14 protein-coding genes are annotated in these 13,535 nt (G+C 61.8%); 12 read left to right on the forward strand and 2 right to left on the reverse strand.

Annotation, left to right across the window (positions count from 1 at the left end; genetic code table 11):
- The 4 genes from pyrE to M1D88_RS03030 all read left to right on the forward strand — a co-directional run bounded on the left by pyrE (position 1) and on the right by M1D88_RS03030 (position 3,189).
- Positions 1 to 585: an orotate phosphoribosyltransferase gene (gene pyrE / locus M1D88_RS03015; RefSeq protein WP_458113133.1), complete on the forward strand. Its 585-nt coding sequence runs from the start codon at positions 1 to 3 to the stop codon at positions 583 to 585.
- Between the two features lie 83 nt (positions 586 to 668).
- A complete protein-coding gene (locus M1D88_RS03020; protein ID WP_458113134.1) occupies positions 669 to 1,427 on the forward strand; it encodes a GAF and ANTAR domain-containing protein in 759 nt (252 codons plus the stop codon).
- 98 nt (positions 1,428 to 1,525) lie between these two features.
- Positions 1,526 to 2,074, forward strand: a complete 549-nt coding sequence (locus tag M1D88_RS03025; RefSeq protein WP_458113135.1) for a hypothetical protein — start codon at positions 1,526 to 1,528, stop codon at positions 2,072 to 2,074.
- A 74-nt stretch (positions 2,075 to 2,148) separates the two neighbouring features.
- Positions 2,149 to 3,189, forward strand: coding sequence for a thioesterase domain-containing protein (locus M1D88_RS03030; protein ID WP_458113136.1), 1,041 nt, complete (start codon positions 2,149 to 2,151; stop codon positions 3,187 to 3,189).
- A gap of 48 nt (positions 3,190 to 3,237) precedes the next feature.
- On the opposite strand, the gene M1D88_RS03035 is transcribed toward M1D88_RS03030, so the two are convergent.
- Positions 3,238 to 4,068 (reverse strand): HAD-IIA family hydrolase, encoded by an 831-nt coding sequence (locus M1D88_RS03035; RefSeq protein ID WP_309108080.1) that lies wholly within the window; start codon positions 4,066 to 4,068, stop codon positions 3,238 to 3,240.
- Positions 4,069 to 4,340: 272 nt separating this feature from the next.
- Here M1D88_RS03035 and M1D88_RS03040 point away from each other — a divergent pair, with 272 nt between their 5' ends.
- The 5 genes from M1D88_RS03040 (at position 4,341) to M1D88_RS03060 (ending at position 8,948) form a co-directional block, all read left to right on the forward strand.
- Positions 4,341 to 5,462, forward strand: a complete 1,122-nt coding sequence (locus M1D88_RS03040; protein ID WP_458113137.1) for a hypothetical protein — start codon at positions 4,341 to 4,343, stop codon at positions 5,460 to 5,462.
- Between the two features lie 80 nt (positions 5,463 to 5,542).
- The gene (locus M1D88_RS03045) at positions 5,543 to 6,217 is read left to right on the forward strand and encodes a TrmH family RNA methyltransferase (protein WP_458113138.1); all 675 of its coding nucleotides are present in this window, start codon (positions 5,543 to 5,545) and stop codon (positions 6,215 to 6,217) included.
- 183 nt (positions 6,218 to 6,400) lie between these two features.
- Positions 6,401 to 7,303 (forward strand): hypothetical protein, encoded by a 903-nt coding sequence (locus M1D88_RS03050; protein WP_458113139.1) that lies wholly within the window; start codon positions 6,401 to 6,403, stop codon positions 7,301 to 7,303.
- A gap of 192 nt (positions 7,304 to 7,495) precedes the next feature.
- Positions 7,496 to 8,515, forward strand: coding sequence for a class II fructose-bisphosphate aldolase (gene fbaA, locus M1D88_RS03055; RefSeq protein WP_309108083.1), 1,020 nt, complete (start codon positions 7,496 to 7,498; stop codon positions 8,513 to 8,515).
- 1 nt (position 8,516) lies between these two features.
- Entirely contained in the window at positions 8,517 to 8,948 is a 432-nt protein-coding gene (locus M1D88_RS03060) for a DUF3151 domain-containing protein (RefSeq protein ID WP_458113140.1), read from the forward strand.
- 100 nt (positions 8,949 to 9,048) lie between these two features.
- Here the strand turns inward: M1D88_RS03060 and M1D88_RS03065 are convergent, their stop codons facing one another.
- A complete protein-coding gene (locus M1D88_RS03065; RefSeq protein ID WP_458113141.1) occupies positions 9,049 to 9,681 on the reverse strand; it encodes a uracil-DNA glycosylase in 633 nt (210 codons plus the stop codon).
- Positions 9,682 to 10,081: 400 nt separating this feature from the next.
- Between M1D88_RS03065 and M1D88_RS03070 the strand changes: the two genes are divergently transcribed.
- The 3 genes from M1D88_RS03070 to M1D88_RS03080 all read left to right on the forward strand — a co-directional run bounded on the left by M1D88_RS03070 (position 10,082) and on the right by M1D88_RS03080 (position 13,517).
- Positions 10,082 to 11,371: an adenylosuccinate synthase gene (locus M1D88_RS03070; RefSeq protein WP_458113142.1), complete on the forward strand. Its 1,290-nt coding sequence runs from the start codon at positions 10,082 to 10,084 to the stop codon at positions 11,369 to 11,371.
- Positions 11,372 to 11,763: 392 nt separating this feature from the next.
- Positions 11,764 to 12,318 carry an RNA polymerase sigma factor gene (locus tag M1D88_RS03075; RefSeq protein WP_458113143.1) on the forward strand — a complete coding sequence of 185 codons (555 nt, stop codon included), beginning with the start codon at positions 11,764 to 11,766 and terminating at the stop codon, positions 12,316 to 12,318.
- Positions 12,315 to 13,517: a hypothetical protein gene (locus tag M1D88_RS03080; RefSeq protein WP_458113144.1), complete on the forward strand. Its 1,203-nt coding sequence runs from the start codon at positions 12,315 to 12,317 to the stop codon at positions 13,515 to 13,517. Before M1D88_RS03075 ends, M1D88_RS03080 begins: the two co-directional genes overlap by 4 nt.
- Positions 13,518 to 13,535: the final 18 nt, after the last annotated feature.

The raw sequence follows: 13,535 nt of genomic DNA on the forward strand, positions 1-13,535 counted from the left end.
ATGACTTCCACCCCTGACTTTGCAGCTGACGCTTCCGCTGCCCGCGCCCGCCTGCTGGAACTGATCAAGGAACTCGCCGTAGTCCGGGGCAAGGTGATCCTCTCCAGCGGTGCCGAGGCCGATTACTACATCGACCTACGGCGCATCACTCTGCACCACGAAGCGTCGAAGCTGGTGGGTCAGGTCATGCTTTCCCTCGTTGACGACGCCGGTATCGACTTTGAGTGCGCCGGTGGGCTCACGATGGGGGCAGATCCTGTCGGCACGGCAGTGATGCATGCGGCTTCCGATGCCGGCCGCGCTGTTGATGCTTTTGTGGTCCGGAAGGCGCAGAAATCCTATGGAATGGGACGTCAGGTCGAAGGCCCCTCAGTCGAAGGCCGCAAGGTTCTCGTACTGGAGGACACCTCCACCACTGGAGGCTCAGCCCTGACCGCAGTGGAGGGCGTCCGCAAGGCCGGCGGCAATGTAGTGGCCGTAGCAGTCATTGTGGACCGGGACACCGGTGCCAAAGAGAAGATTGAAGCCGAAACAGGAGTCCCTTACCTCTTCGCCTTTGGCAAGGATGAGCTCGGCCTCAGCTAGCGCTTGCGTGTGGACGGCAGTTCGGCAGTGACCTATCATTTGCCTATCCACACGTCAGTACCTGCCCTTTGGAGAACCGTGCCATGGCCCCGCCAGAAAAATCCTTGACCACCGTTGACCAGATCCAGAACCTGATTCTGGAGAGCGCTGACTTCGAGGATTTCCTGAACGAACTGGCACGGTTTTCAGCTCACCAAATGGCCGGCGACGGCGACGACGCGCTCTGCGGAATCACCCTCCTGCGGGACCGTAAGGCCGCTACCATAGGTTGGAGCAGTGATTCTGCCCGCGAGGTGGACGAAATCCAGTATTCCTTGTCGCAGGGACCATGCCTGACGGCTGCCGAGGAAGAGCGGGAAGTCCACGTTCCTGATCTGTTCGAAGAGGACCGGTGGGGCCCGGACTATGCAAACGCGGTTGCTGCCCATGGCCTGCGCTCCGTGTTGTCGCTTCCGTTCCATCTCCAGGGTGATGCCAAGGCGGCCCTGAACCTGTACTCGGATGCTCCGAACAAGTTCGATGAGAAGGCTGCGGCGAAGGCCCGGGGCTATACCCGCGAGATCTCCCAGGCCCTCCGGCTCGCTGTGCGTTTCTCCCTTCACGCCGACAGTGCCACCAACCTTCGCGCCACTCTGGAATCACGCACCACCATCGATATCGCCGTAGGAATCGTGATGGCACAGAACCGCTGCAGCCAGGATTCGGCAGCCAGGATCCTCACGGATGCCTCGAGCAACAGCAATGTCAAACTCCGGGATATCGCAAAGTCGCTTGTGGAATCGGTAGGCGGAGCGGCCACGCGAACCCATTACCAGGAGCCCGAGAAAAGCCAGGCCGGCTGAAGTCTTTTTGGAACCCTGCGGCTTGTAGTAACTCTTCAGCCGGGATAAGCTGACCACGGTTGAGCCGTCGGCCATAGAAATCCATTTTTGGAGTACCTATGGACCGCAAGCTGCAAGCCCTCGTTAAACTCGACGTCGTGTCTGACGTTGTCCGGATTGACGTCCAGGGAAACCTCACACAGGATTCCCGCTCTGCCCTGGTGCACGTCATCCGCAGAATCCGCCGCATGGGCATCAAGTCACACATCCGCGTTGACCTTTTCCGCGCCATGCACGTTGAATCCGCCGCTCTCGCAGGCCTTCGCAACGACCTCAATGCCATTGACGGAGGCGCCACCGGCGTGTCCCTGGAATTGATCCAGCGCGGCCTGGATTCCCACCAAGACAGTGACAATGACGCGCAGGCGCTTGAAGTTACAGGAGAATTCTTGGCTTCAATCGATCCCTCAGGTTCCCATCCGCTCGCCAAGTACTCTGACGACGAGCTGCTCGCTGCCAGTGATTCCGTGTTCGGTATGCTGGACGATCCCGCTTCCGTGACCGGATCTGAGCTGCTGGCGAAGTACGAAGCCATCGGCATGGAGATTGAACGGCGCCAAAGCAGCCCCTCGGAGAGAGAATCCGAACGTAAATCCCTCATCGAGTAATTCGTACTCCCCCCGCTCCGCCGCCGCGTCCTGGGAATTGCACCACAGGGGCCACGTGTGGATACGGTAGGAGTATGCCGCGTGTGGAGGATGTGGACCCCAACAGTGGCCCCAGCCCTGACGGGGTCCGTCTACTCCGGCACGCCGCCGAGCTCAAAACCTTCTCCCGTCGAAGCTTTTTTATTGGTGCCGGAGCATCCTCCGTCCTGGCCGCAGACATGCTGTTCACCCGCCGTGTGCAACGCGAGCGCCAGGTCAACAAGATCCTCACCGTGGAAGACGACTTTGCTGAGAAGTACTTTCCCAACTCCAGCTGGATCCTGTTCCCGGGCTACAAAACCAGCTGGGAGGAGGCACAGTGGATCCTCAACTCGCTCCGTGGTGCCTTGCGCGAACGCGGCCAGCTCGCCGCCGTCGGGTATTCCAACGAGGGGCTGGACATTGACCAGCTGGTCATTGCCATCATTGAGCATGTCCGGGCAAGGCAGCTGACAAAGCTTTACTTCTACGGCCATAGCTTTGGCGGTATGGTCGCCACGCAGGTGGCCGCGAGGCTGCTGGAACTCCACGGGGTGGGTGTCGAGCTGATTCTGTTGGACTCCAGCCCTTACAGCAAATACGACGTCTTGGACCAAAGTTGGTTCGAAGGAGTGGTGGTCCTGTACGAGAGTGGTTTCCGGGTGCCTACAGTGTTGCGTGGGGGCTATGAGCTCGGCGAACGGATCGTGCACAAGGACGAGCGCACCTGGCGTCAGATCATGGACCAGACACTTGAGCAACTGTCACCGCTGGCGCCATCGAGCATCCTGATCCAGTCCGAATCCGCCTACATCTACCACTTTGATGCCACCCGCTTTGTGGACAAGCTTGGCAAGGCGCGCATGGCTTTTATCGGAAACCCGCGGGACAAGACCGTCAATTATGAAACCGCCCGCAGGTCCTGGTCACGTACTTATTCCCAGTACATGACTTCCAACGAACTGCTGACGGAGGGTGCAGTGCCGGCCCACGCCAGCCCTCAATGGAATCCTTCCCTGTACAGCCGTGTCGTGGCAGACCTCGAGGAACAGCTTTTCCCCCTGCCTGGCGGCGGCGGGCGTGTGACGGCTTACTAGCGGTCCTGTCGGGAAGCCTGTGGCCCTTGCCAGGAAGCAACGCGCCGGTCAGATTTGGTTTTTCAGGTCAGCCACAGAGTCCAGGATCTGGTTGGGGCGGAAGGGGTAGGCCGCAATGTCCTGCTTCTGGGTGATTCCGCTCAACACCAGAACTGTGTGCAACCCAGCCTCCATGCCGGCAATGATGTCGGTATCCATCCTGTCGCCGATCATGGCTGTGGTTTCGGAGTGGGCGTCGATCTGGTTCATGGCAGAGCGGAACATCATCGGGTTCGGCTTTCCCACGATGTAAGGTTCCCGGCCGGTTGCCTTGGTAATCAGGGCTGCAATGGCTCCAGTGGCAGGCATCGGACCGTCTTTGGATGGGCCGGTGGCATCCGGGTTCGTTGCAATAAACCTTGCGCCGGCAAGGATGAGACGGATCGCCATGGTGATGGCTTCAAAGGAATAGGTCCGTGTTTCGCCGAGCACCACAAAGTCCGGATTCTGGTCGGTGAGGATAAAGCCCGCCTCGTGCAACGCCGTCGTGAGCCCTGCCTCACCAATCGTGTACGCGCGGTTCCCGGAATCCGAGCCGTGAACCTGGTCCTTCAGGAACTGGGCGGTTGCCAGCGCTGAAGTCCAGATATTCTCCTCCGGAATCTCGAGCCCTGAGGACCGGAGACGGGCAGCGAGGTCGCGGGGAGTGAAGATGGAGTTGTTGGTGAGGACAAGGAAACGCTTGGACGTATCCACCCATCGCTGGATGAGTTCGGCTGCGCCGGGGATGGGTTGGTTTTCATGAACCAGCACACCGTCCATGTCAGTGAGCCAGCACTCAATTTCCTGATTGTTGCGGTACACCGCCGCCGATGAACGCACTTTGTCTGACTCTGCCATGGGGGACCTCCGGCACTAGTTGGGGGAGACGCTGTTTCCGGACCCAGTCTTTCATTCTTCGGGTAGCGGAACATCCGGCGCCGGAACATGACGGAGCAGCCCTTGCCGCTCCGTCCACTAGGCTCATAGCTGGCATCAGTGCCAGCGGCCGCGGATCGGGGGATATCTGCGGTGGTTTGTTGTGCCGGACCCGTGCCGGCAGGTCCCCGAAGCCGGACATCTCCTGGCATCCGGAACCGCAGGATGCCAGCAAGCACCTGAAAGGGCTCGCAATGAGCAACAGCCATGGCGCACCGCCGCCACCCGGAGATTCATTCCCCGGACAACAGTCCGGAGATCCCCAGGCCTACCCGCCGCCAAACTTCCCGCCCCAGAACCTCCCGACCCAGAACCTCCCGACCCAGAACCTCCCGACCCAGCAGTATGGCATCCAGGATCCTACGCAGCCCTACCCCCAGCACCAGCAGTACGCGCAGCAGCAGCCGCACCAGCAGTACCCGCACCAGCAGTACCCGCACGAGCAGCCGCCGCCGCACAACAACAAGAATCTGATTATTATTTTGGGCGCCGTCGCAGCTGCGGTGATCGTTGCGCTGGTCGCCGTGTTCGTTTGGGTCATTCCAGGGTTCAGCCAGCCGCAGGCACAGGACAATCCTGTGCCCACGGCCTCGGGTTCGGAAGCCGCGTCTCCCCAAGCGGCGGACGAGACCAGCACGCCCGAGGGAACCGCCGCACCGTCGGAGAACTCCGCTGGCGACATGCCCGCCGGGTCCGTACCGCTTCCCGACGGGTGGGATCAGCGGCAGGGCCCCGCCAACGTTCCGGCGGCCGACGATCCACAGTTCACCCGTTTTGTCACGGGAGAATCGTCCTTCGCCTACTTGGCCTCGTGGAGCAGCGACGGCACGTTCGGGATCAGCAAGGACCCTGTCTCCGGAACCCCGATGCAGCAAAAGGCGGAAGGCACCGAAGAGCGTGATGGTGACGGCATCTCGACGGCCTTCGCTTTCTTCGCCGAAGCAGAGGAAGGAAAGTTCGGAAAGGAACCTGCAAAGGTCCAAGCAGCCGTCAAGGACATTGAGGCAAAGCTCAAAGCCATCCCCGCTGCTGAACTGCCCCAACATCTCGTGGGCCACAAGTGCGCCGCAGATTTTGTGTCGTCTACGCCGGAAATCCGCGAGTTCCGCCGCTCTGAGGCCGTCGTGGTCCAGTTCACGTGCACCAACGCCTGGGGCGATGCCATCCGGGCCGTCAACCTGTTCACGGTGACTCCGTGGGGCACCCCACAGATGGTGGGTGTGAGCGGCCACGAGAGCTATTGGAGCGCCAACCCGGAGTTGCTGGAGAAGATTGGCAACTCCTACCGCGCCAACCGCTGGAAGCTGGCTGGCTAGCGTTGTTGGATTCCGTCCGAACGCAGGCACAGTGCCGGATGACGCCGGATGGGCGGGACGGACGCGGCTAGAGTTGAGGCGTGACTGACCACCCCCAGACCCCTACGCTGCCCATCCCCCCGTCCGAGGAGGAGCAGGAGCCCAAGCCGGAGGTCGGCGTCGGCCCCTGGGAAGGTGAGCTGCCCGAAGGGGACCACTGGGATCCGGACCTCCTCGCCGACGGTGACCGCCGGAATGTGGTGGACAAGTACCGCTACTGGAAACATGAAGCGATCGTTGCTGACCTGGATTCCAAACGTCACGAATTCCATGTGGCTATTGAGAACTGGCAACACGACCTCAACATCGGCACTGTTGTGCGCACCGCCAATGCGTTCCTCGCCAAGGAGGTCCACATCATCGGCCGGCGCCGGTGGAACCGCCGGGGCGCCATGGTCACCGACCGCTACCAGCACGTCCGCTACCACCCCACTGTTGATGATTTCGTGGCCTGGGCGCAGGGGGAGGGCCTGGCGATCATCGGGATCGATATCTTCCCCGACTCCGTGCCGCTGGAGACTTATGAGCTGCCCAGGAACTGTGTGCTGGTCTTCGGTCAGGAAGGGCCGGGCCTGACTCCTGAGGTCCACGCGGCCGCAGAGGCCACATTGTCAATTGAGCAGTTCGGCTCGACCCGTTCCATCAATGCAGGATCGGCAGCAGCCGTGGCGATGCATGCGTGGATTCGCCGGCACGTGTTCAACCAGCACCCCTAGCCCCCCGCCTCTCACCCCACCCCGCCCCCCCGAGATGGCAGTTGACGGCAGTGTTCGGCCGTGCAACTGCCGCGAAGTGCCATCTCGTTTCCGGACCGAGCGTTGCCCTGTGGATAACGCAGGGGAGGGGCCATGGAGCGGCCGCAATTGAGCATGCACAGGGCGCCACTCCCGGAACATCTTATGAAGGGCTCCTTCTCGCTTCGCGCGTCCGACAAGGCCGGAGTCAGCAGGACGCGTACCGAGGCCAAAGACCTCGCCACTGTTTCACGGGGAATCCGGATGCACCTCGGTTCGGCAGCGGCAGGAGCAGCAGCACTTCGGGCGTACACAGAGCTCGATGATTCCTCGGTCCTCTCGTTCGGGTCTGCTGCCCGGATTGTGCAGGCTGCCCTGCCCTCGTGGCTGGAGGACGACTGGCGTGTCCATGTGGCCCGACGGCGCGGTTTCAGCATGCCACGGAGGGCGAACGTCGTGGGCCACCTCCTCACGCTTCTCCCGGATGAGGTTGTGGAGCACGACGGCGTCCGGCTCACCTCCCCTGCCAGGACCTGGCTTGATCTGGCCTCGATTCTGAACCTGGACGAACTCGTGGTTGCCGGTGATTCGCTGGTATGTTCGCACGGTCCCGACTTCCCAATGCCACGCGAGGCGCTGTGCACTGTTGATGAGCTCCGGTCCATGGTCGAGCGACATCCGGGGGTCCGCGGCGTGCGGACAGCCAGGGCGGCCGTGGAGCTCATCAGGGTCGGAGCGGATTCCCCACCGGAAACGAGGATGCGACTGTGCATCGTCAGGGCAGGGTTGCCTGAACCGGTTCTGAACCACCGAGTGCTGGGGGCCTACGGGACTCCCGCGCTGTGGCCAGATGCCGCCTATCCTGAGCAGCGCGTCGCCCTGCAGTATGAGGGCGCTCACCACAACGGATCGGATCAGTACTTGAAGGACATACGGCGGGCGGACACAACAACTGAATGTGGCTGGATTGAAGTTCGTGTGTCTAAGTTCGATCTGGCAGGCGGACGCCCCGCCGTCGTCAGTAAAGTTCGCACGGCGTTGGAGAGCAGGGGCTGGCGCGCGAAATGACACTTGGCAGCAGTTATAGGCGCCGGGACTGCCGCGAAGTGCCATCTCGTTGGTGATCGGAGCCAAGTATGACCAGGCTGAGTGACCCGGACCACGGCCCTTTGCCAAGAAATGACTAGGATGGTTCGTAGCCGACGAGGTTCACTCTCCAGGGTCAACCACACCCGCAGACGAAAATACTTAGGAGTCAGCATGCCCATTGCAACCCCAGAGATCTACGCCGACATGATCGACCGCGCAAAAGAGGGCGGCTTCGCATTCCCGGCGGTCAACGTCACCTCCTCCCAGACACTGAATGCAGCCCTGCGCGGCTTCGCAGATGCTGAGTCCGACGGCATCGTCCAGGTCTCCACAGGCGGTGCCGCCTACTGGTCCGGCGCCCAGACCAAGGACATGGTTGCCGGCTCGCTTGGCTTCGCAGCATTCGCCCGCGAGGTGGCCAAGAACTACAACGTCAACATCGCGCTCCACACGGACCACTGCCCCAAGGACAAGCTTGACGGCTTCGTCCTGCCGCTGCTGGCTGCCTCCGAGGCTGAGGTCAAGGCCGGACGGGACCCGCTGTTCAACTCGCACATGTGGGACGGCTCCGCAGAAACCCTGCAGGAGAACCTGCGGATTGCCCGCGAACTCCTGGAGCGCACTGCCGCCGCCAAGATGATCCTCGAGGTCGAGATCGGCACCGTGGGCGGCGAGGAAGACGGTGTGGAGAACGCCATCAATGACAAGCTGTACACCACGGTCGAAGACGCACTGGCCACCATCGATGCCCTGGGTGCCGGCGAGAACGGCCGCTACATCACCGCGCTGACCTTCGGCAACGTTCACGGCGTGTACAAGCCCGGTGGAGTCAAGCTCCGCCCGGAGATCCTCAAGGACATCCAGGCGCAGGTTGGTGCCAAGATCGGCAAGGACAACCCGTTCGACCTCGTCTTCCACGGCGGTTCAGGCTCCTCTGACCAGGAAATCGCTGACGCCGTCTCCTACGGAACCATCAAGATGAACATCGACACCGACACCCAGTACGCCTACACGCGCCCGGTGGTGGACCACATGTTCAGGAACTACGACGGCGTGCTGAAGGTTGACGGCGAAGTGGGCAACAAGAAGCTCTACGATCCCCGCGTCTGGGGCGCTTCGGCTGAAGCCGGTCTGTCGGCCCGCGTGGTGGAAGCTGCCAAGCAGCTCGGCTCCCTCGGCAAGACGTTCTAGGATGTCCGACGAATTCCGCAAGAACCTGATGGGTCCTGAGCCCACCCTCCTGCCTGCTGAGACTGAGGTCTACGAGCAGCTGGAGGCTGGCCAGGAAGCACTCGATCTGGTGGAAAAGCACCCCACGTCGTCGCTGTTGTGGGCTGTGCTGGCCGAGGAAGCGTGGAGCGAAGGCCGCACCATCGATTCCTACGCTTACGCCCGTGTTGGCTACCACCGCGGACTGGACTCGTTGCGCCGCAATGGCTGGCGTGGCGTCGGACCCGTCCCGTGGGAGCACGAACCCAACCAGGGCTTCCTGCGCGCGCTGTACTCGCTGGGCAGGGCTTCGGCCGCCATCGGCGAGGCTGAGGAACCGGAGCGCATCGAGAAGTTCCTCCAGGACTCGGATCCCTCTGCGAAAGCAGCGATAGAAGCCAAGAGCCGCGGCTAAAGAACCAGATTAAAACACGACGTCGGGCGCTCACCTTTAAGAAAAAGGTGGGCGCCCGACGTCATTAGCGCCTGGGCATGGGCCCAAGCTACATCAGGTGCTAGCTGGGCTTCGTGAGCCCGGTACGGGCCATGGCGTCTGCATAAGCGACGTGCATGTCGTCCAGGTACTGCTGCTGGCGCACAGGGGTGCCTGCGAACGCCCGGCCGCTGAGTGAGCGGACTTTGTAGGTCTTGAGGCCGCGGCGCCACAGCAAAGGCACCTCGGTCTTGAGGAGAAGGCCGGCGAGGCGGTTTGCCTCCGTGCCATGAGCCACGATGACCGACGCGCGCGGGACGAGGGCCAGGAACTTCAACAGCGGCTTGAGGCCAGCTGCGATCTGGTCCGGGGTGAACTTGCCATTGGGTTCACCGGCAACGTGCCACGGGTATACGTTCCACGGCATGACAAACTCCGGTCGAAGTCCAAGTTTCCACTGAACCCCCAGCATGCGCGTGGCTGCCTCGTCATCCCCGGCAGTGATGAATCCGGAGTCGTCAGCGGTGCCGATGTTGGAGTACAGGCTGATGATGCGGCATTCGTCCACATCGTGCATCGGGTCCACATACGGAACCTGCGTGCCTGGCTTGGCGGCCTGGAGGGCGTCGCACAGTTCGTTGACGGCTGCGACATTGGGTTCATAACGGCGGCTCAAAAGCTGCTCGTGGAAAGGTTCAGTGGCCAAGGCTGTCATAAATTGCTGGGTCTCCTGCGGGGATAGGTCACGCTGCCGGACCGTAAGCGGGCACGCCGAGTACAGCCTGGATTGAAAAAGATGTTGTGTGGAACGATTCCCTGATCGTTCTCTACCAGCTTAGCAAGCCCTGCAAAATGTGGGTCCCCTGCTTCGAAGCCACGTAATGCCCCTCACAAAGGCGGGAGTGGCACGCAGTCAAACCGTGAACGCTGCTTGCCGCTGACATCGGCTAAACTTGGGTCGTAAGAGCCCCGGATCTCTTGCATTTGCCCGCCGGTCAACAGGCCAAGGGCGCTGCGGTGATATTCGGGGCATTCTCATGAACGGCGCAGGACCGTGGCTGACCTAATTGAATGGGTTGTCTGCGGAATGGCCCGAACGAATGGGGGAGGATCCCATGCCAGCAATCGTGATCGTCGGAGCCCAATGGGGCGACGAAGGCAAAGGTAAAGCCACTGACCTGCTTGGCGGACGCGTTGACTACGTGGTCAAGCCGAACGGCGGCAACAACGCCGGGCATACCGTCGTCGTGGGCGGTGAGAAGTACGAGCTTAAGCTCCTTCCTGCCGGCATCCTGAGCCCAAACGCCGTCCCGGTCATCGGCAACGGTTGTGTGGTGAACCTTGAGGCCCTGTTCCAGGAGATCGACGGGCTTCAAGCCCGCGGCGCTGACACCTCCAAACTGCGCGTCTCTGCGAACGCCCATCTTGTGGCGCCGTATCACCAAGTGCTGGATAAGGTGACGGAGCGCTTCCTGGGCAGCCGCGCCATCGGAACCACGGGCCGTGGAATCGGTCCTGCCTACATGGACAAAGTGGCACGCCTCGGCATCCGCGTCCAGGACGTGTTTGACGCCTCCATCCTTCGCCAGAAAGTGGAGGGATCCTTGCGCCAGAAAAACGAACTCCTGGTCAAGGTCTACAACCGGCGTGATATCGAAGTGGACGAGATCGTGGACTATTTCCTCTCATTCGCCGAACGCCTCCGCCCGCTCGTTATCGACAGCACCCTGGTACTGAACAAAGCGTTGGATGAAGGCAAGGTAGTACTCATGGAAGGCGGCCAGGCCACGTTCCTTGACGTCGACCACGGCACCTACCCCTTCGTCACGTCCTCCAACCCCACTGCCGGCGGCGCCTCGGTCGGTTCCGGCATCGGTCCCACCCGCATTTCGCGCTCCATAGGAATCATCAAGGCCTACACCACCCGCGTTGGTGCCGGCCCTTTCCCCACCGAGCTCTTTGATGAGATGGGCGTGTATCTGCAGAAGACCGGCGGCGAGTTCGGCGTGAACACCGGACGGCCGCGCCGCTGCGGCTGGTACGACGCCGTCCTGGCCCGCCACGCCTCCCGCGTCAACGGTTTCACGGACTACTTCGTCACTAAGTTGGACGTCCTCACCGGCATCGAGCAGATTCCCGTCTGCGTCGCTTACGACGTCGACGGCGTTCGCCATGACGAGATGCCGATGACCCAGACCGAATTCCACCACGCGAAGCCCATCTTCGAGTACTTCGAGGGGTGGACTGAGGACATCACAACTGCCCGCACACTCGAGGACCTCCCTGAGAACGCCAAGAACTACGTGCTGGCCCTCGAGAAGCTCTCAGGGACGCGGTTCTCGGCTATCGGTGTAGGGCCCGACCGGGATCAGACCATCGTGGTCAACGACCTCATCAATGACTGACACCAACCGATTTACGACGCCGGCGGGTCACCTGAAAAGGTGGCCCGCCGGCGTCGTAATCAGGGCCTTAAAAAGTCTTCAAAAGATTTTTGGTTTTCGCGTAACCCTCGCCGGGGCCGTGACGATTACCACTATGAAACGCCGGGTTGGAATTTGTCCCCCATCATGTTCGAACCGGCGCTTTAACCACCAAGAGGTGCCGGGCTGGAATTTGTCCCCCATCATGTTCCAGCCCGGCCCTTTTGTAATCTTCGGAACCTTTGTTAGCGGTAACCGGTTTCACAAAAGTGTGGTTACCGAAAGTAAAGTTAGTACGCAGAAGTTCGTCACAGATGGCCCACCATGCCCCTACAATGATGTAGCCATCCTCCCCGGAACGAAAGCCTAGGTCTGTGACTGACGCGCTGACTGACGAATCGTTAAGCGCCCTTCGGGGACGTGACTCCGAACTTTTCAGTGCCGTCTACCGCAGCTACGCCTCGCAGGTCCTTGGATACCTGACAGCCCGCGGCGTAGAGGATCCGGAGGCAACAATGCAGGATGTTTTCTTGGCCGTTCTCCCGCGTATTGATTCCATCAGTGGAGGAGTCGGCGGACTACGGACCTTTGTATTTTCAGTCGCCCACGCCCGCATGGTTGATGATCGCCGGCGTCAGAGCCGAACACCGCTGAAGCAGAGTTTCGAGCCGGAATTGGATCCCCGGGAGTCAGGGTCTGCGGAGAGCGACGCCCTGTCGAGGGTTTCGCCGGGTGAGGTGCTGCAGTTGTTGAACGTGCTGGGCGAGGACCAGAAGGAAGTCCTGACGCTGCGTATCATTGCCGACCTAACGGTGGATCAGGTAGCAAAAATCATGGGGAAGAGCGCAGGAGCGGTGAAGCAGCTTCAAAGGCGTGCATTAGACCAACTCCGTGACCATTCCGCGGTGAAGGAGTATGTGGCGCAATGACGAATTCGAAGAAAGCAACCCGCTCAACGGTGGAAGAGCTCCTGCTCGATGCCGGACATGCCGATGCGCCCGAACTCAGGGCCTACCTCCTTAACCTCCGTTCCCTGGCTGACTTGCCGTTGCCGGCACCGGGCGCCGAACTCGCTTCCCTGCTGGCTGGCAGCGTTGACGAACTGGCACGCAAACGTCCCCTGCGCAAGCATCGTCCCACCGTGGTTTCCGTGGCAGTCATTGCGGGCATGGGATTGGGGGTCAGCGGGGTCGCGGCTACCAGCCCAAACCCTGGTATCCGTCAGGGCCTTGTGTCGATCCAGAATTTTGACGGCGGGTGGGCCCCTGCCCTGGCAGCTCCTCTCGGAGGTGCGTCCGTGCCACTCTCGGCGACGCCTGCAAGCCCCGATCAGGCGTTCCAAGGCCGATCACTCGCGGAGCCGGATTCCCGACCCTACGCCGCAGCAGAACTGCCTGACGATGCTCCCGCTGGATTGGTAGAAGCCGCACACCTCGACGCCAGCGCTCCCGCCGGAGGCTCTCGAGCAATGCGCGGCGGAAGTGCTGTAGCGTCCGCGGGCGCTTTACCAGATGGCGCCAAGACCGGAACTGGATTGGTCCCTGCGAAACCCGGGCGGTCGGGCCGTCACGTGGCATTAGCCGGCCCCGGGGAAAAGCGGGAGAACAACAAGGCCTCGGCCTCCGGCGAAGCGGCCACAGAGGAAGCAGGATACCCAGGGGCAGACGGAGAGAGCCGTGGTCCGATGCTGCAGCGGGCGGCAGTACAAGGAGTCCCGTTCTGGGATGCCTCGCTGGATTTGAGTGACTGGCTTGTAGCTGATGGTGAGGCGCCCGTAGAGCCGGGTTCCGCAGAGCCGGGTGCCTCGGGGCCGGCCGCCGCCGGGCCTGCTGCTACACCGCGGGTCCCTGTGTCGCCATCGGCCACCAACCCAGCGGCACTTCAGGGTGCGCTGCCGGGTGCTGCCCTCTCAGCCTTGCCAGCCGCCGCGTCACCAGCCTCCGGGTCACCAGCCGCCGCACCATCAGCTGCTGCAGTGCCGGCCCAAGACAAGTCTGTAGAGAAATCAGCTGGACCGGGGCCGGGCCGGCTTCCCAGTGGCCGCCATTTCTCCCAGACACCCCCGCCCCAGTCAGTGGCTTCAGTCGCTGACTCCGTTGGAACTTGGCTGAAGAAAAACCATCGCTGACATGCGTCGGAGGCACGC

This window comes from Arthrobacter sp. R1-13, from assembly GCF_054161475.1.